General features: G+C 66.1%; 12 protein-coding genes. 10 read left to right on the plus strand and 2 right to left on the minus strand.

The genetic code is table 11. The features are described from left to right. Positions 1-72: 72 nt before the first annotated feature. Entirely contained in the window at positions 73-1,491 is a 1,419-nt protein-coding gene (locus AC27VE_RS12750) for an aminotransferase-like domain-containing protein (protein WP_006226208.1), read from the minus strand. A 158-nt stretch (positions 1,492-1,649) separates the two neighbouring features. Here AC27VE_RS12750 and aptA point away from each other — a divergent pair, with 158 nt between their 5' ends. From aptA to AC27VE_RS12800, 10 genes are all read left to right on the plus strand, one after another. Further along, on the plus strand, positions 1,650-2,975 hold the full coding sequence (gene aptA, locus AC27VE_RS12755; protein WP_280029768.1) for an omega-aminotransferase AptA: 1,326 nt from the start codon (positions 1,650-1,652) through the stop codon (positions 2,973-2,975). 113 nt (positions 2,976-3,088) lie between these two features. Continuing rightward, positions 3,089-4,582, plus strand: a complete 1,494-nt coding sequence (locus AC27VE_RS12760; protein ID WP_006226206.1) for a CoA-acylating methylmalonate-semialdehyde dehydrogenase — start codon at positions 3,089-3,091, stop codon at positions 4,580-4,582. A 129-nt stretch (positions 4,583-4,711) separates the two neighbouring features. Then, positions 4,712-6,220, plus strand: a complete 1,509-nt coding sequence (locus AC27VE_RS12765) for a M81 family metallopeptidase (protein WP_488704036.1) — start codon at positions 4,712-4,714, stop codon at positions 6,218-6,220. Positions 6,221-6,301: 81 nt separating this feature from the next. Further along, positions 6,302-7,867, plus strand: a complete 1,566-nt coding sequence (locus tag AC27VE_RS12770; protein WP_006226204.1) for an ABC transporter substrate-binding protein — start codon at positions 6,302-6,304, stop codon at positions 7,865-7,867. A 26-nt stretch (positions 7,868-7,893) separates the two neighbouring features. Then, on the plus strand, positions 7,894-8,835 hold the full coding sequence (locus AC27VE_RS12775; protein ID WP_006226203.1) for an ABC transporter permease: 942 nt from the start codon (positions 7,894-7,896) through the stop codon (positions 8,833-8,835). Positions 8,836-8,844: 9 nt separating this feature from the next. After that, positions 8,845-9,750 carry an ABC transporter permease gene (locus tag AC27VE_RS12780; RefSeq protein WP_006226202.1) on the plus strand — a complete coding sequence of 302 codons (906 nt, stop codon included), beginning with the start codon at positions 8,845-8,847 and terminating at the stop codon, positions 9,748-9,750. A gap of 5 nt (positions 9,751-9,755) precedes the next feature. Further along, complete coding sequence (locus AC27VE_RS12785; protein ID WP_052017913.1) at positions 9,756-11,447, plus strand: ABC transporter ATP-binding protein; 1,692 nt, start codon at positions 9,756-9,758, stop codon at positions 11,445-11,447. Positions 11,448-11,483: 36 nt separating this feature from the next. Beyond that, entirely contained in the window at positions 11,484-12,893 is a 1,410-nt protein-coding gene (locus AC27VE_RS12790; protein ID WP_488704037.1) for an amidase, read from the plus strand. A gap of 28 nt (positions 12,894-12,921) precedes the next feature. Beyond that, positions 12,922-14,397, plus strand: coding sequence for a M81 family metallopeptidase (locus tag AC27VE_RS12795; protein ID WP_488704038.1), 1,476 nt, complete (start codon positions 12,922-12,924; stop codon positions 14,395-14,397). A gap of 243 nt (positions 14,398-14,640) precedes the next feature. Further along, positions 14,641-16,602, plus strand: a complete 1,962-nt coding sequence (locus AC27VE_RS12800; RefSeq protein ID WP_488704039.1) for a DUF945 family protein — start codon at positions 14,641-14,643, stop codon at positions 16,600-16,602. A 99-nt stretch (positions 16,603-16,701) separates the two neighbouring features. Here AC27VE_RS12800 and gcvP read toward each other — a convergent pair whose 3' ends face one another. After that, on the minus strand, positions 16,702-19,575 hold the full coding sequence (gene gcvP / locus AC27VE_RS12805; RefSeq protein WP_488704040.1) for an aminomethyl-transferring glycine dehydrogenase: 2,874 nt from the start codon (positions 19,573-19,575) through the stop codon (positions 16,702-16,704). Positions 19,576-19,613: the final 38 nt, after the last annotated feature.

The raw sequence follows: 19,613 nt of genomic DNA on the forward strand, positions 1-19,613 counted from the left end.
TGCCGGTCGCAGGATGGGTGAAGCGCGAGATTTCCGTGGCAAGCACTCGACCATCCCAGCGCGCGCAACCCATCAAGCCGCCCCCGCATTCCTCATGAACCGCCACAACGCCGGCGCCTCTGAATACGCCACGTTGAATCGCACCCACGGCGTATCCGCCTCATCCACTTCAAAGTAAGACCCCGGCGCCAGCCAAATACCGTCCTTCAGCGCCAGTTCCGCCAGACCGTTGGCACCCCGTTCGCGCCACTGCCCGGCCACCTTGGCCCACAGGAACAGCCCGCCCTGCGGCCTCCCATGGATCTCGAACCCGTGCTGTTGCATCTGGCCGGCCACCGCGGTGTGCGCCTCGGCCAGCCGCTCGCGGGTGCGTGCGATGTGCGCGCGGTAGCGCCCCTCGCGGATGACCTGGTGCACGATGCGCTCCATGATTTCCGGCGAGGTCAGGCCCACCGCCATCTTGGTGCGCGCGATGTCGCGGGCCAGGTCGCGATGCGCCACCACATAGCCCACCCGCACCGACGGGCTGATGACCTTGGAGTAACCGCCCAGGTAGATGACGCGCCGCGCCCCGTCCAGCGCGGCCAGCATCGGCGTTACGCCGGGCGCCAGGTCGCGGGAGATGTCGTCCTCGATCACCCACAGGCCGTGCCGTTCGGCCACCTGCAGGATGCGGAAGGCATTGGCCATCCCGATGCTGGCGCCTGACGGATTCTGCAGCGCCGTATTGATGTATAGCGCGCGCGGCTGGTGCTGGGCCACCACGCGCTCCAGCGCCTCGCAATCCAGCCCGTCGGCCGTGCGCGGCACCGCCACCACACGCAGGCCCACCAGGCGCAGCAGCTGCAGCAGATTGGCATAGGCGGGCTGCTCCACCACGACGGTGTCGCCGGGCCGCAGCAGCGTGCGGGTCACCATGTCCAGGCCGTGCGACACGCCCTGGGTCAGCAGCACCTGGGACACTTCCACTTCCATGCCCTGGGCGCTGAGGCTTGCCGCGATCGTCTCGCGCAGCGGCGCATAGCCATAGGGGTGCCCGTAATTGGCGATGCGCATCGCCGGCACGCGCCCCATGTGGCGCAGCGCCAGATGCATGCCCTCTTCGTTCAGCCATTCCCCCGGCAGCCAGCCGCATCCCGATTTGATCGGGATGGAATGGTCGGCAAAGATGTCCGACAGTAGCCAGCCCGCGTTCAGGCGCGGCGGCTCCCAGGACAGGGGTTCGCCCCGTCGTGCAGGCGCGTCCGGCGAGGCTACCCGGTAGCCCGCCCCGGGCCGCGCGGCCAGCCAGCCCTGCGACACCAGCCGGCTGTAGGCGCTGGCCACCGTGAACGTACTGACACCGTACTGGCGGGCGAACTCGCGCACCGAGGGTAGGGACATACCCGGACGCAGTGTCTGCTCTTCAATGGCGCGCAAGATGGCCGCCACCAGTTGTTCGACCAGGGTCGGCGCAAGTCCACGGGCGCGGTTGGGCTGGAAATCGATCACGGAGAAAACTGTACAGTTAGACCACCTGCAACTATACAGTTAGCGGCATTTGCGCAGATCGTATATTTTCATTCCCCGCGGGACGTACCAGAATCATTCGAATCCCGGCTGGGCCCTTTCCTTGCAGGCCCGCCGGTTGTCCATCCCCTGGAGCCGCCATGAATGCCCCCGCCGAGTTGCCCGACCTGTCCCATCTCTGGATGCCCTTCACTGCCAACAAGCAGTTCAAGGCTCACCCGCGCATGCTGGCAACGGCCAAAGGCATGTACTACACCTCGGCCGACGGCCGCCAGATCCTGGACGGCACCGCCGGCCTGTGGTGCGTCAACGCCGGCCACGGCCGCCAGGAAATCGTCGACGCGATTTCCCGCCAAGCCGGCATCATGGATTACGCGCCCGGCTTCCAGCTGGGCCACCCGCTGGCCTTCGAAGCCGCCACGGCTGTCGCCGGCTTCATGCCCCAGGGCCTGGACCGCGTCTTCTTCACGAACTCCGGCTCCGAGTCCGTCGACACGTCCCTGAAAATTGCCCTGGCTTACCACCGCGCCCGCGGCGAAGGCCAGCGCACCCGCCTGATCGGCCGCGAACGCGGTTATCACGGCGTGGGTTTCGGCGGCATCTCGGTCGGCGGCATCTCGACCAATCGCAAGACGTTCTCCGGCGCGCTGCTGCCCGCGGTGGATCACTTGCCGCATACCCATAACCTGGAAAAGAACGCCTACTCCAAGGGCCAGCCCGCCTGGGGCGCCAACCTGGCCGACGAGCTGGAACGCATCGTCGCGCTGCATGACGCCTCCACCATCGCCGCCGTCATCGTCGAACCGATGGCCGGCTCCACGGGCGTGCTGATCCCGCCCAAGGGCTACCTGGAAAAGCTGCGCGAGATCACGTCCAAGCACGGCATCCTGCTGATTTTCGACGAAGTCATCACCGCCTACGGCCGCCTGGGCGCCGCCACGGCCTCCGAATTCTTCGGCGTGACGCCGGACATCATCGCCATGGCCAAGGGCGTGAGCAACGCCGCAGTGCCGGCCGGTGCGGTCGCGGTCAAGCGCGAAGTGCACGACGCCATCGTCAACGGCCCGGCAGGCGGCATCGAGTTCTTCCACGGCTACACCTATTCGGCGCACCCGCTGGCCGCCGCCGCCATCCTGGCGACGCTGGACATCTACCGCCGCGACGACCTGTTCGCCCGCGCCCGCAAGCTTTCCGGCGCTTTCGAGGAAGCCGTGCACAGCCTGAAGGGCGCGCCGCACGTCATCGACGTGCGCAACCTGGGTCTGGTCGCCGGCATTGAACTCTCGCCGCGCGCCGGCGCGCCGGGCGCCCGCGCCGCCGAAGTCTTCCAGAAGTGCTTCGACAGCGGCCTGATGGTGCGCTACACGGGCGACATCATCGCCGTCTCGCCTCCGCTGATCATCGAAGAGGCCCAGATCGGCCAGATCTTCGAACAGATCGGCAAGGTCCTGAAAGAGATCGCTTGAGGAACATGGCGAGCCCCCTGCCGCGGCGCCGCCGCGCAACCTGACCCTGTCCCGCGGGCGGCCGATGGCCGCCCTCGGACGTTTTTACGAATCCCGATTTCCGGTCCCACACCATGAAGAAGATCTCCCATTTCATCAACGGCCAGCACTACGACGGCCGCAGCAGCCGCTACGCCGACGGCTTCAATCCCGCCACCGGCGAAATCTGCTCGTCGGTTCCGCTGGCCTCCACTGAAGACGTCGCGACGGCCGTGGCCGCCGCCAAGGCCGCCTTCCCCGCCTGGTCCGAAACGCCGGCGCTCAAGCGCGCCCGCATCCTGTTCAACTTCAAGGCGCTGCTGGACAAGCACCAGGACGAACTGGCCGAACTGATCACCCGCGAACATGGCAAGGTCTTCTCCGACGCCAAGGGCGAAGTCATGCGCGGCATCGAAATCGTCGAATTCGCCTGCGGCATCCCGCAACTGCTCAAGGGCCAGTATTCCGACCAGATCGGCGGCGGCATCGACAACTGGAGCATGCGCCAGCCCCTGGGCGTGGTGGCAGGCGTCACGCCGTTCAACTTCCCCATGATGGTGCCGTGCTGGATGTTCCCGGTGGCCATCGCCTGCGGCAACACTTTCGTGCTCAAGCCGTCGGAACGCGATCCGTCGGCCTCGCTGCGCCTGGCTGAATTGCTGACCGAAGCCGGCCTGCCCGGTGGCGTCTTCAACGTCGTGCATGGCGACAAGCAGGCCGTGGACGCGCTGATCGCACATCCCGACGTCGAAGCGCTGTCCTTCGTCGGGTCGACGCCGATCGCCGAATACATCTATTCCGAAGGCACCAAGCGCGGCAAGCGCGTGCAGGCTCTGGGCGGCGCCAAGAACCACCTGGTGGTCATGCCCGACGCCGACCTGGACCAGGTCACCGACGCGCTGATGGGCGCGGCCTATGGCTCGGCCGGCGAACGCTGCATGGCGATCTCGGTAGCCGTCGTGGTCGGCGACGTGGCCGACAAGGTCGTCGAACGCCTGATCCCGCGCGTGAAGGCGCTGATCGTCAAGGACGGCATGCAGGCGGATGCAGAAATGGGCCCGCTGGTCACCGCGCAGCATCGCAACAAGGTCATCGGCTACATCGAAGACGGCATCGCGTCTGGTGCCGACATGGTCGTGGACGGACGCGGCCTGACCGTGGCCGGCAACGAGCGCGGCTTCTTCCTGGGCGGCACGCTGTTCGACAACGTCAAGCCCGCCATGAACATCTACCGCGAAGAGATCTTCGGCCCCGTGCTGTGCATCGTGCGCGTGCCCGACTTCGCCAGCGCGGTCGAACTGATCAACGCCCATGAATTCGGCAACGGCGTGGCGTGCTTCACGTCCGACGGCGGCGTGGCCCGCGCCTTCGCGCGCCAGATCAAGGTGGGCATGGTCGGCATCAACGTGCCGATCCCCGTGCCCATGGCGTGGCATTCGTTCGGCGGATGGAAGCGTTCGCTGTTCGGCGACCATCACGCTTACGGCGAAGAAGGCATCCGCTTCTATTCCCGCTACAAGAGCGTGATGCAGCGCTGGCCGGACAGCATCGCCAAGGGCGCGGAATTCACCATGCCCGTGGCGAAGTGAACCCACCCCCGAAGCGCGGCGCGCTCCCCCCTGAGGCGCCCCCCCTCAAGGGGGCGCCATGGGAATACTGACTTAGGCGTGGCGTCGTTCCCGCGCCTTCCGAACATCAAGACGACAAGGGGATGCCAGATGCGCATCGGGATTGGCGGTTTTCAGCACGAGACCAATACGTTCGCGCCCTCGCGCGCCACGTGGGAAGACTTTGCCGAGAAGGGCGGAGGCTGGCCACGCCTTGTCAGCGGGCCCGCGATGTTCGCCGCCGTCGCCGGCGCGAACATTCCTGTGGCGGGCTTCATCGAAGCCATGGGGCAGCACACGCTGGTGCCCACCACCTGGGCCGCCGCCAGCCCCTCGGGGCCGGTCACCCGGGACGCGTTCGAACGCATCAGCGCGATGATCCTTCAAGGCTTGTCGGTGGCGATGCCGCTGGATGGCGTATACCTGGACCTGCACGGCGCCATGGTCACCGAACACTTGGACGACGGCGAAGGCGAATTGCTCAAGCGCGTGCGGGATCTGGTGGGGCCCCATGTGCCTGTCGTCGCCAGCCTGGACCTGCACGCCAACGTGACCCGCGCCATGGTGCGCCACGCCGACGCGCTGGTCTGCTACCGCACCTATCCCCACATCGACATGGCCGAGACCGGGCAGCGCGCAGCCGCGTTGCTGTCATTGCGGCTGGCCGGCGTGCCGCGGCCCTATGCATCGCTGCGCACCCTGCCCTACCTGATTTCGCTGTGCTGGCAGTCCACCGATATCGAACCCTCGCGCAGCCTGTACGAACTGGTGGGCGAGATCGAATCGCGCAGCGCGACGAGCCTGTCGTTCGCCACGGGCTTTCCCGCCGCGGACTTCCCCGAATGCGCGCCGACGGTATGGGCCTACGGCACCACGCAGGCCGACGCCGACGCGGCAGCCGCGGAAATGGCGCGCGCCGTGCTGAACGCCGAACGCGACTTCGGCGGCAGGCTCTACACCCCCGACGAAGCCGTGCAGGAAGCCATGCGGCTGGCGCAAGACGCCCGCAAGCCCGTCGTCATCGCCGACGCGCAGGACAACCCCGGCGCGGGCGGCAGTTCCGACACCACCGGCGTGCTGCGCGCGCTGATCCGGCACGATGCGCGCGATGCTTCCATCGGTCTGATCGTGGACCCCGCCGCCGCGCTGGCCGCGCACCGCGCAGGCGTCGGCAACAAAGTCCGGATTGCACTGGGTGGACACTCGGGTATTCCCGACGACGAACCGCTGGACAGCGAATTCATTGTCGAGAAAACTTCAGACGGGCGCTTCGATACGCACGGCGCGTTCTACCGCGGATTTCACATGGACCTGGGCCCCAGCGCCTGCCTGCGTGTGGGCGGGGTGCGCATCATCGTCGCCTCAAACAAGGTGCAGATGGCGGACCAGGAGATGTTCCGGTTCGCGGGAGTCGAACCCTCGCGCGCCGCGATTCTGGTGGTGAAGAGTTCGGCGCACTTCCGTGCGGATTTCACGTCCATCGCGCAGACGATCCTGGTGTGCGCCGCCCCCGGCTCCATGCTGATGGATGCGGCAAAACAACCATGGACACGGTTGCGTCCCGGCATCAGAATGGCGCCTTGCGGACCGGTGTTTTCGGGCCGGCCCGCGACAGCCTGACCCTCGCACGCCGCCATCGCGCGGCGCGTTAACGACGTAGCGGCCGACAGTGCCGCTCACTACGCTTCAAGGGGAATCTCCATGCTCAAGTTTGTCCGAGCGGCCGCGCTGGCCGGTGCAACGCTGATGATGGCTCACGGCGCTTACGCCGAAACCGTCATCAAGTCCGTCATGCACTCGCCTCTGCGGCTGACCGATCCGCACGCCACCACCGCGTACATCACGACGTGGCACGGCTACATGATCTACGACACCTTGCTGGCCACCGACGCCGACAACAAGATCCAGCCCCAGATGCTGGAAAAGTGGGAGGTCTCGCCCGACGGCAAGACCTACACGATGACGTTGCGCGCGGGCCAGAAATGGCATGACGGCAAGCCCGTGACCTCCGAAGACTGCGTGGCGTCGATCAAGCGCTGGGCGGCGGGCGACGGCATGGGCCGCACCCTGCTGAAGTTCACCGACAAGATCGAAGTCATCGACGACAACAGCTTTCGCATCGTCATGAAGGAACCCACGGACCTGGCGCTGCGCGCCCTGTCCAAGCCCACCGGCACCGCGCCGTTCATGATGCCCAAGCGCATCGCCGAACAGGCCATCGGCCAGCCGATCACCGACATGACCGGTTCGGGCCCGTTCAAGGTCATCGAATTCAAGCCGGGTGTGAAGACCGTCTACGCCAAGTACGCCGACTACGTGCCGCGCAAAGAGCCCGCAAGCGGCCTGGCGGGCGGCAAGGTCGTGAACGTGGACAAGGTCGAATGGGACGTCATGCCCGACGCCCTGACCACCGCCAACGCGCTGTTGGGCGGCGAGATCGATTTCGTCGAGCAATTCCCTTACGACCTGCTGCCGATGATCGAAGGCAACAAGGACCTGAAGGAAGAGTCGCTCAGCCCGGTCGGCTACTTCACGATGTACCGCTTCAATTTCAAGTACCCGCCTTTCAACAACAAGAAGATCCGCCAGGCCGCGATGTACGCCATCGGCCAGGAAGACGTGATGAAGGCGCTGGTCGGCAATCCGAAATACTGGAAGACGTGCGCCTCGCTGTGGGGTTGCGGCACGCCGATGGAATCCGATATCGGCAAGGACGTGGTCGTCCCGTCGAACATCGAAAAGGCCAAGGCGCTGCTGAAGGAAGCGGGCTACGACAACACGCCCATCCTCGTCATGCACGCAACCGACGTGGGCACGCTGTCCGCCCAGCCGGTGGTGATGGCCCAGGCGCTGCGCAAGGCCGGCTTCAACGTCAACCTGGCCGCGATGGACTGGCAAAGCGTGGCCACCCGCCGTGCGTCCAAGGCCGCGCCAGCTGAGGGCGGCTGGAACATCCACAACACCAACTGGTATGCCACCGACGTGATGGACCCGGTCCGCTCCGCGCCCGCCGCCGCCAACGGCGACAACGCGTGGTTCGGCTGGCCCGACTTCCCGCAGGTGGAAGAACTGCGCACCAAGTTCGCCCTGACGTCCGACCCTGCCGAGCAGAAGAAGATCGCCGACGAACTGCAGCGCATCGGCATCGACGAAGGCCTGTACGTGCCGCTGGGCCAGATGTCCGTGCCGACCGTCTACTCGACCAAGCTCTCCGGCCTGGTGCATGCACCGGTCTTCGCGTTCTGGAACGTTAAAAAAGCCCCTTAAAGGGCAAGTAGTTCAGGGGGAAATACATGCTGGCATTCGTCTCACGCCGGCTCCTCGCGACCATCCCCGTTCTGGTGATGGTCGCGGTGGTGGTCTTCGCGATATTGCGTTTCAGCCCGGGAGATCCGGCCATCATCATGGCAGGCGACGGCGCCACGCCTGAACGTATCGCTCAGATACAACAGACGATGGGCCTGGACCAACCGGTCATCAAGCAGTTCTTCATCTGGGGCGGCAAGCTCCTGCAAGGCGATCTGGGCACTTCGCTCATGTCCGGCGTGCCGGTCACCAAACTGATCGCGCAACGCCTCGAACCCTCGCTGAGCCTGGCGGTGCTGACCTTGCTGTTCACCCTCGTCGTCGCCATTCCGCTGGGCATCCTGGCGGCGTGGCGGCAGGGAAAGCTGCTGGACCGCGCCGTGATGGGCTTTTCGGTGCTGGGCTTCTCGGTGCCGGTGTTCGTCACGGGCTACCTGCTGATCTGGTTGTTCGCCATCAAGCTGGGCTGGTTCAACGTGCAGGGCTACGTGCCGCTGGAAAAGGGCTTCTGGCTCTATCTGCACCGGCTCATCCTGCCGTCGCTTGCCCTGTCCACGGTCTACGTGGCGCTGATCGCGCGCATCACGCGCACCAGCGTCATCGAGGTCATGGGCGAAGACTTCATCCGCACGGCCCGTTCCAAGGGCCTGGGTGAAACCGGCGTGCTGCTGGGCCACGCGTTGCGTAACGCCGCCGTGCCCATCGCCACGGTGGTGGGCCTGGGCATCGCGCTTCTGATCAGCGGCGTGGTGGTGACCGAATCGGTATTCAACATCCCCGGCCTGGGCCGGCTGGTGGTGGAAGCCGTGCTGGCACGCGACTATCCCGTCATCCAGGGGCTGACGCTGTTCTTCGCGTTCGTCTACGTGTTCATCAATCTGGTTGTCGATTGCGCCTACACGGTGTTCGACCCGCGTATCCGATACTGAGGCCGCCCCATGCAAACGCCAACCGACGCCGCCGTGCAAGCGGCCGCCGACCTTCCCGGAGGCGGCAACCCTCAAGTCACCGCCTGGCGGCAAATCCGCCAAGGCTTAAAGAGCTGGCCGGTCATGCTGGCGCTGGTGGTGCTGGTCACCATCGTCGCCATCGCGCTGTTCGCCCCGCTCCTGGGCACGGTGGACCCCACCTTCATCAACCCGGGCGCCCGCCTCAAGCAGCCCTTCACCGACTATCTGCTTGGCACCGACGCCTTCGGCCGCGACGTCTGGTCGCGCGTGGCCTACGGCGCCCGCATCTCGCTGATCGCGGGCCTGGGCGCCGCCGTCGTCAGCGTCGCCATCGGGCTTGTCATCGGTGTGATCGCCGGCTGGTTCCGAACGCTGGACGGGTTCATCATGCGCACGATGGACGCCATCATGGCGATCCCCGGCATCCTGCTGGCGATTGCCCTGGTCTCGGTCACCGGCGCCAGCATCACGACCGTGCTGGTCGCCATCACCATTCCCGAGATCCCGCGGGTGGTGCGGCTGGTGCGCGGCCAGATCCTGACGGTGCGCGGCGAACCCTATGTCGAAGCCGCGCTGGCGCTGGGCACGCCGCTGCCGCTGCTGCTGTGGCGCCACATGGTGCCCAGCACCATCGCGCCGCTGACCGTGCAGGGCACCTACGTGTTCGCGTCCGCCATGCTGACCGAAGCCATCCTGAGCTTCCTGGGCGCGGGCATTCCGCCTGAAATCGCCTCCTGGGGCAACATCATGTCCGAAGGCCGCATGTACTTCCGCATGCTGCCCGGCCTGATTCTCTTTCCCGGACTGTTCCTGTCGCTGACGGTGCTCAGCGTGAACATCCTGGGCGACGCCCTGCGCGATGCGCTGGACCCCAAAATGGTGCGCAGGATCTGATGCCGATGACTTATTCCCCCACTCCCCCTGCGGGCGATACCTCGTCCGCCATCCTGGCCATCCGCAACCTGTCGGTGGAAGTCGGCGGCGCGGGCAACCGCGTCGTGCGCAACCTGAGCCTGGACGTACATGCCGGCGAAACCGTGTGCGTGGTCGGCGAGTCCGGTTCGGGCAAGTCCGTCACGTCGCTGGCCGTGATGGGCCTGCTGCCGCCGGGCATCCTGTCCATCAGCGCCGGATCCATCCGCGTCGAAGGCGAAGACGTGGCCACGGCCTCGCAACGCCGGCTGCGCGAAATGCGCGCCACCCGCATGGCGATGGTGTTCCAGGAACCCATGACCGCGCTGAACCCCGTGCATACGGTGGGCAAGCAAGTCGATGAAGTGCTGCGCCTGCACCGCAAGAACATGAGCGCGGCCGAACGCCGCGCCAAGGTGCTGGACATGTTCCGCTCGGTACACCTGCCCGACGTCGAACGCATCTTCGACGCCTATCCGCACCAGTTGTCCGGCGGCCAGCGCCAACGCATCGTGATCGCAATGGCGCTGATCCTGGAACCCAAGCTGCTGATCGCCGACGAACCCACGACCGCCCTGGACGTGACGACGCAAAAGCAGATCCTGGCGCTGATCAAGGAACTGCAGGTCAAGCACCAGACCGCCGTGCTGTTCATCACGCACGACTTCGGCGTGGTCGCCGAGATCGCGGACCGCATCGTGGTGATGAACCGCGGGGACCTGATCGAAAGCGGCACCCGCAACGAGATCCTGGCTGAACCCAAGCAGTCCTATACCCGGCGCCTGGTGTCGTCCGTGCCCAGCCTGGTGCCGACGCGCCGCGACGCACCCGACGGCCAACTGGTCCTGCACGTCAAGGGACTGGGCCGCACCTACGCCGGCAAGCATTCCCTGTTTTCCCGCAAGGCGGCGCAGAACGTCATCGCCGCCACCGACGTGAACCTGACGCTGCGCAAAGGCGAGATCCTGGGCATCGTCGGGGAATCCGGCTCGGGCAAGTCCACGGTGGCGCGCTGCATCGTGCGCCTGATCGAACCCACCGCCGGCCACATGATGATGGGTGGCGAAGACCTGAGCACGCTGTCGGGGTCGGCGCTGCGCCCCGTGCGCCGCCGCATCCAGATCGTGTTCCAGGACCCCTACCGCTCGCTCAACCCGCGCCGCACGGTAGGCGAATCCATCATCGAAGGCCTGCTCAACTTCGGCATGCCGCGCGAACAGGCGCTCAAGCGCGCGGGCGAAACGCTGACCGTCGTGGGCCTGAGCCCGGACGCGATGCAGCGCTATCCGCACCAGTTCTCAGGCGGCCAGCGCCAGCGCATCTGCATCGCACGCGCGCTTGTCATGGACCCGGAGATCCTGGTGGCCGACGAAGCCGTATCGGCGCTGGACGTATCGGTGCAGGCGCAGGTGCTGGAACTGCTGGAGCAAGTACGCCAGCGCACCGGCGTCGGCGTGCTGTTCATCACGCACGACCTGCGCGTGGCCGCGCAGATCTGCGACACCATCATGGTCATGCAGCGCGGCAAGGTGGTCGAGACCGGCTCCGCCGAAACCGTGCTGACCGAGCCGCGCCACGAATACACCCGCGCCCTGATCGACGCGGCGCCCGGACGCGACTGGGACTTCCGCAATTTCCGGCCCGTCGCGGCCACCCTGGCGCACGCGCCTGCGCCCTGATGCCCTGACTGCCCTCCTCCGCACACTGGAACCGAGATGCCACAACCGCATGAATTGTCTGCCCAGGAACTGCTGCACGCCTACCGCAACAAGACGCTGTCGCCCGTTGAAGCCACGCGCTCCGTGCTGGAGCATATCGAACGCTGGGAACCGCACCTGAAGGCTACCTACGCGCTGGACCCGGAAGGCGCGCTGGCGATGGCCCGGGCGTCCGAAGCCCGCTGGATGAAAGGCGAACCGCAGTCCGCAGGCGGCTACACGCTGGATGGTGTGCCCGCCACCATCAAAGAAAACATCGCCACACGCGGTACGCCCATTCCGCTGGGCACGGCGGCGACCGACCTGACCCCGGCCACCGCCGACGCGCCCCCGGCTGCCCGCATGCGCGAAGCTGGCGCGGTGCTGCTGGGCAAGACCACCATGCCCGACTACGGCATGCTGTCCTCGGGTCTGTCCAGCTTTCATGAATTGACGCGCAACCCCTGGGACCTGTCCAAGAACCCCGGCGGCTCCAGCGCGGGGGCCGGCGCCGCTGCCGCCGCCGGCTATGGCCCGCTGCACATCGGCACCGACATCGGCGGCTCGGTCCGCCTGCCGGCCGCCTGGTGCGGCATCGCCACGCTCAAGCCCAGCCTGGGCCGCATCCCGATCGATCCGCCGTTCATGGGCCGCTGCGCGGGCCCCATGACCCGCACCATTACGGATACCGCGCTGATGATGGGCGTGCTGTCGCAACCTGACGCGCGCGATCACATGAGCCTGCCGTTCCAGGACTTCGACTGGCTGAACCTGGCGCAAGACGTGCGCGGCTTGCGCATCGGCCTCTTGATGGACGCCGGCTGCGGCCTGCCATTAGACCCCGAAGTGCGCGACGCGGTGCAAGCCGCCGCGCACGCCTTCGAGGCCGCCGGCGCCATCGTCACCCCCATGCTGCCGTGGATGACGCCCGACATGCTGGACGGCGTGGACCGCTTCTGGCGCACGCGCTCGGCGATCGACCTGGCCGCGCTGCCCGAGGCGCGCCGCGCGAAGATCCTCCCGTTCATTCGGGCCTGGGCGGAAAGCGGCGGCGGCCAATCCGGCGAAGCCGTGTTCCGCAGCTACTACGAAACGTTGAACGTGCGCGCCAAGACCGTCGCGGCCTGCGCCCCGTTCGACTACGTGCTGTCGCCCGTCGCGCCCGTGGTGGCCTACAACGCCGAATGGCCGTCGCCCACCAATGAAGTCGCCACTACCATGCACCACATCGGCTTCACGTTGCCCTTCAACATGAGCGAACAGCCCGCCGCGTCGGTCAATTGCGGCTACACGCGGGCCGGCCTGCCCATCGGGCTGCAGATCGCCGGCGCGCGATTCGACGACCTGGGCGTGCTGCGCGTGGCGCGCGCCTGGGAGCAGATGCGCCCCGCCCAGCATCCGTGGCCCCAGCCGCCCCAAGCAAACTGACTTTCCACAGCAACCCACAGGAATTCCCATGCGTTGGCTTTTGGCAATGATCAAGCACGAGACGAATACGTATTCGCCCGTGCCGACCCCGCTTGAACGCTTTTTCCGCGGCAACCCCGAGATCCTGGAGGGCGAGCGCGCCATCAAGGCCTACGAGAACACCGACAGCGGATTAGGCGGCTATATCGAGGTGGCCCGCCGCGAAGGCGCCGAAATCGTCGTGCCCGTGGCGGCCGAGTCCTGGCCCAGCGGCCCCGCCAGCGCCGAAACGCATGAACGGCTGTGCACGCTGGTCCTGGACCAGGTCAAGCTGGGCGGTTTCGACGCGATCCTGCTGGACTTGCACGGCGCCATGGTCGCCGAGGGCGTGGAAGACGCCGAAGGCGACCTGCTGCGCCGCCTGCGCGAGATCGATCCCAAGACGCCGGTGGCCGTCACGCTGGACATGCATGCCAACATCTATGACGACATCGTCGACAACGCCACCGTCATCAGCGGCTTCCACACCTATCCGCACGTGGACATCCGCGAGGCCGGCGTCCGCGCCGCCAACGTGATCGTGCGCACGCTCAAGGGCGAGATCAACCCCGTCATGAGCTGGGCGAACAAGCCGATGCTGCCGCACATCATGTGCCAGGGCACCCATGCCGCGCCCAACAAACCCCTGCAGGAACGCTGCAAGGAGCTGGAGGCCAACGGCGTGCTGGCGGCGTCCGTCTTCGTGGGGTTCCCGCATGCCGACATCCGCGAAGCCGGCCTGAGCGCCGTCGTCTGTACAGACGGCAAGCCCGACGAAGCGCGGCAGTACCGCGACGAACTGCTGGAACGCGCCTGGGCCGGCCGCGCGGACTGGGTGTTCCACCCCGAACCGCTCTCGCCCACCATCGCGCGCGCAAAATCGATTGAACAGGGCCCCGTCGTCTTGCTGGACCACTTCGACAACACCGGCTCCGGCGGCACCATGGACACCACCGCGGTGCTGGCCGAGGTGCTGCGCCAGGAACTGGACAACGTCGTCTTCTACGCCATCTGCGACCCAGAGGCCGCGCAACAGGCCGCGGCTGCCGGCGTGGGCAACACCATCACGCTGAAACTGGGCGGCAAACTGCCCATGCCCGCCATCAAGGAAGCCAGCGAACCGCTGGAGGTGACCGGCCGGGTGAAACTGGTGTTCGATGGCGTCTACCTGAACCGCGGCCCCATGTACCGTGGCGTGCGCAACGACACCGGGCTGACCGTCGTCATCGACACGGGCCGCGTCGAGATCGTGGTGGTGTCGCGCCACCAGGAGCCCTTCGACATCAATTGCCTGCTGTCGGCCGGCATCGACCCGCTGCAAAAGCGCTATGTTGTGCTCAAGAGCCGCGTGCACTGGCGCGCGGGCTTCTCGGACATGGCGACGGAAGTGATCGAATGCACTGGCGTCGGCGTGACTACGTCTGATTACAGCCAGCTGGATTTCAAGCACGTGCGGCGACCGATTTATCCGTTGGACCCGCTGTAAACCCTCTCGCCCAATAGTTGTCGACAAAACGGCCGGAGCCCGAGCTCCGGCCCTTTCATTTTGAAATCTTCAGTAACTGCGCGCACGGTTACATGACGGTGCGCCTCGGTATACTCGCCGCCGGGCCCTTACAGGCCGATGAATACGTGTATGCCGGCAGCAGCCCCTGGCCGCCAGAGCGCGATGGCCACAAGCGCCTCGCCTGCCGGATATGACTCGATAATCAACGAAAAAAGCAGAACGATGAAAAAGAGCGTAGCGATCACCCTCGGTGTGGTCATAGTGGGAGCGGGAAGCTGGGTAGGCGCCACGTGGTACACCGGCAAACGCATCGAGGAAAGCTCGCAGCGCCATCTGGCCGAAGCGAACGAAAAGCTGGCCAAGCTGACGCCGCTGTTCGGCCTGCGCATCGACCAGCTGAAGTACGAACGCGGCCTGTTCTCGACCCAGGCGCGCTATGGCCTGTCGCTCGTCAAGAACGACAAGAGCCCGGAAGCCATGCCCGCCGGCATGATCGAATTCGACGCGGTCGTGGAACACGGCCCCTTCCCCAAGAGCGCACTCGCGCGCGGCGCCATTGCGCCCAAGCTGGCGTACGTCCATGCCGAAATGGCCAAGACGGACAACATCAAGGAAGTGTTCGAACTGACCAAGGGTGTATCGCCCCTGATCAGCGACGCCACCATCAGCTACAGCGGCACCACCAGCTCCACGTCCAAGATCGCCCCGGTCAAGATCACGCACGAAGGCAACGCCGTTGACTTCAGCGGCATGACCGTGACGGGAGAGTTCGACCGCGCCCTGCAAGGCTTGACCGCGCATGGCGTGATGGACATGCTGTCCGTCGACGGTATGAAGAGCAACGACCCCGTCAAGGTCGCCATCGCCGGCCTGACCATCGACGCCAACAGCCGCGTGGGCAAGTTCGGCCTGTCTATGGGCGACTCCGACCTGAAGATCAAGCGCATCGACGCCACCCGCCCCGGCGACGACTTGAAGGTGTCGCTGGACAACTTCGGCTACGGCGTGAAGCTGTCGGAAGACGACAAGTCGATCAACGTGCAGGCCGCCTACCAGACTGGCGACATCACCGTGAACGACGTGGCGCTGGGCAACGGCCAAGCCGTGATCAAGCTGGCCAAGCTGGACGGCCAGGCCGTCAAGCAGCTGTCGGACACCTACAACCAGTTGATGCGCCAGTACATGGCGAACACCGAAGACGAAGGCCTGAAGGACGAACAGGTCCAGGTGCTGCTGGATAACGCCGGCAAGCTGCTGGCCGGCAACCCGTCGTTCAGCATCGATCCGCTCAGCTGGAAGACCGGCAAGGGCGAAAGCAAGCTGACCTTCACGCTGGACCTGGCCAACCCGCCCGACGTCAAGAACCTGACGCCGCAGGAAATTGCCGTCCAGGCCATCAAGCGCATCGACGCCACGCTGATCATCTCCAAGCCGATGGTCCAGGACCTGATGACGCAATACGCCGTCAAGAAGGACGGCATGGCTGCCGACAAGGCTGCTGAGGAAGCCGAACAGAACGTGCGCCAGATGTCCGGCATGGCCGAGATGTTCAACGTGGGCAAGAACGAAGGCGACAACATCGTCGGCAAGTTCACCTTCGCTGAAGGCATGGGCGACCTGAACGGCAAGAAGATCCCGGCCGACGAACTCTTCTCCGGCCTGCTGGGCGCAGCCGGCATGGGTTCCATGGACGACGAAGACGAAGAAGAGCAGATGCCCGGCATGAGCCAGGAAGAACCGGCCGCGTCCGACACGCCGGTGGCCGGCCTGATGCAGGACTTCAGCCTGGATACGGTCAGCAGCATGCTGGACGACATGGGCTACACGGTGAAGAAGAGCGACGGTGACGAAGGCCCCGTGCTGGTGCTGGATACCGGCACCACAGGCGCCAGCGACCTGCGCCTGGAATTCCTGTGCAACGACTTCACCGAGAAGTGCCTGGACCTGGTCGTGACGGCCACGTACAAGACCAAGAAGCCGATGTCCCTGAAAGCCATCAACACGTGGAACCAGGAATACCGCTGGACCCGTGCCTACCTGGACGACAAGAACCAGGCTGTGCTGCAGATGGACATGAACGCGGAAGGCGGCATCGGCAAGGAAAACCTGCAGATCCTGCTGAACACCTTCATCAGCATCGCCGAAGACTTCGGCACGCTGAGCAAGGGCGCGGCCACCAAGTAAGCCGCTGCCACGAAGACCCAAAGAAAAACCCCCATCGAAAGATGGGGGTTTTTTATTGCCGGATCGGGATCAACCTGATCCCGATCCCGGCTCATGCCATCAGGCGTACGCTTCGATCGGCAGGCACGCGCACACCAGGTTGCGGTCGCCGTAGGCGTTGTCCACACGGCCCACCGGCGGCCAGTACTTGGCCTCGCGCAGCGACGCCACCGGATAGGCAGCCTGCTGGCGCGGGTAGTCGTGCAGCCATTCTTCGGCCAGCAGCATCTGCGCGGTGTGCGGCGCGTTCTTCAGGACGTTGTCTTCGCGGTCGCGTTCGCCGCGTTCGACCTGGGCGATTTCCTCGCGGATCGAGATCATCGCGTCGATGAAGCGATCCAGCTCGGCCACGCCTTCGGATTCCGTCGGCTCGACCATCAGCGTGCCGGCCACCGGGAAGCTCATGGTCGGCGCATGGAAACCGTAGTCCATCAGGCGCTTGGCGATGTCTTCGGCGCTGATGCCGCTGACTTCCTTCAGCGGACGCACGTCCAGGATGCATTCATGCGCCACGCGGCCGTTGCGGCCCGCGTACAGGACCGGGTAGTGGTCGCGCAGTCGGGTGGCGATGTAGTTGGCGTTCAGGATGGCCACTTCGGTAGCGCGGCGCAGGCCGTCGGCGCCCATCAGCGAGATGTACACGAACGGAATCGGCAGGATGCCGGCGGAACCGAACGGCGCGGCCGACACGGGGCCGACCTTCGCGTCGCCGGGCAGCTTGCCCTGCTCGTTCACCACGCCCGGCAGGTACGGCGCCAGATGGGCGCGCACCGCCACGGGACCCACGCCGGGGCCGCCGCCGCCGTGCGGAATGCAGAACGTCTTGTGCAGGTTCAGGTGGGACACGTCCGAACCGAACTTGCCCGGCTGGGCCACGCCGACCATCGCGTTCATGTTGGCGCCATCCAGGTAGACCTGGCCGCCAGCCTGGTGGACCAGATCGCAGATCTCGGTCACGGCTTCTTCGAACACGCCGTGCGTGGACGGGTAGGTGATCATCAGCGCGGCCAGCTTGTCACCGACCTGTTCGATCTTGGCGCGCAGGTCGCCCAAGTCGACGTTGCCATTGGAGTCGGAGGCCACCACCACCACGTCCATGCCGGCCAACTGCGCCGAGGCGGGGTTGGTGCCGTGCGCCGACGACGGGATCAGGCAGACGTTGCGCTGATGCTGGCCGTTGGCCTGGTGGTAGCCGCGGATCGCCAGCAGGCCGGCGTATTCGCCCTGCGCGCCCGAGTTGGGCTGCAGGCTGATGTTGTCGTAGCCGGTGATCTCGCACAGCGCGGCCGACAGGCGATCGATCAGCTCGTTGTAGCCCTGGCTTTGCGAAGTGGGTGCGAACGGGTGGATCAGCGCGAACTCGGGCCAGGTGATCGGAATCATCTCGGCGGTGGCGTTCAGCTTCATGGTGCACGAGCCCAGCGGGATCATCGTGCGGTCCAGGGCCAGATCCTTGTCGGCCAGACGGCGCAGGTAGCGCAGCATGTCGGTTTCGGACTGCACGCTGGAGAAGACCGGGTGCGTCAGGATGGCGCTTTCGCGGGCCACCGAAGCGGGGATGCCGCCAGCGGCTGCGGCGTCCAGCGCGTCGATGTCGAGTTCGACATCATCGCGCTCCAGGCCGGCGGCAAACACGTTGACCAGCGCTTGCAGATCGGCCGTGGTGACGGTCTCGTCCAGCGACACCGCCAGGCGGGCGCCGTCGACGCGGCGAAGGTTGATGTGCTCGCACTCGGCGGCCGTCAGGATGGCCGGGGTCGCGGGGCCGGTTTCCAGCAACAGCGTGTCGAAGAACGTGTCGTTCACGACCTTCACGCCCAGCTTCACGAGTTCGGCGCGCAGGATGGCGGTGCTGCGCTGCACGCGGCAGGCGATGCGACGGATGCCAACCGGGCCGTGCCACACGGCGTACATGCCGGCCATCACGGCCAGCAGCACCTGCGCGGTGCAGATGTTCGACGTCGCCTTTTCGCGGCGGATATGCTGTTCGCGCGTTTGCAGCGCCAGACGCATCGCCGGATTGCCTTGCGAGTCCTTGGACACGCCGACCAGGCGGCCGGCCATGTTGCGCTTGAACGAATCCTTGCAAGCCATGAAGCCGGCGTGCGGGCCGCCGAAGCCGAACGGCACGCCGAAGCGTTGCGCCGAACCGATGGCGATGTCCGCGCCCCACTCGCCCGGGGCGGCCAGCACGGCCAGCGCCAGCAGGTCGGTGGCGCACGCTACCACGGCGCCTTGCGCGTGGGCGGTTTCGGTCAGCTTGCGGTAGTCGGCGACGGAGCCGGTGCTGTGCGGGTACTGCAGCAGTACGCCGAAGCACTCGGGCAGGCCTTCGGCCTCGTCGCCCACCGCGATTTCAAGTCCCAGGCCTTCGGCGCGCGTGCGCACGACTTCAATGGTCTGGGGATGCACATGGCGCGAGATGAAGAACACCGGGCTTTGCGACTTGGCGCCGCGGCGGGCCAGCGTCATGGCTTCGGCGGCAGCGGTGCTTTCATCCAGCAGCGAGGCGTTGGAAATGTCCAGCCCGGTCAGGTCCGCGACCATGGTCTGGTAGTTCAGCAGGGCTTCCAGACGGCCCTGCGAGATCTCCGGCTGGTAAGGCGTATAGGCCGTGTACCAGGCGGGGTTCTCAAGAATATTGCGCAGCACGACGTTGGGCGTCTGCGTGCCGTAGTAACCCTGGCCGATGTAGTTGCGGTACACCTTGTTGCGGCCCGCGATCTGCTTCAGTTCGGCCAGCACGTCGGTTTCGCTGCGCGAGGGCGGCAGCGCCAACGGGGCCTGGCTGCGGATCTTGGCGGGCACGACTTCTTCGATCAAGGCGTCCAGGCTGGGGCTGCCAATCACGCTCAGCATGGTGGCCTGGTCGGCATCGGAGGGGCCGATGTGGCGGGGAATGAAGTCGGTATGGGTGTCTAGGGCGCGCGACATGGGGGGATCTCGGGGTGGTGGTGCGTCAGGGCGGGCGC

The organism is Achromobacter sp. 18P8.1.1 (genome assembly GCF_057799415.1).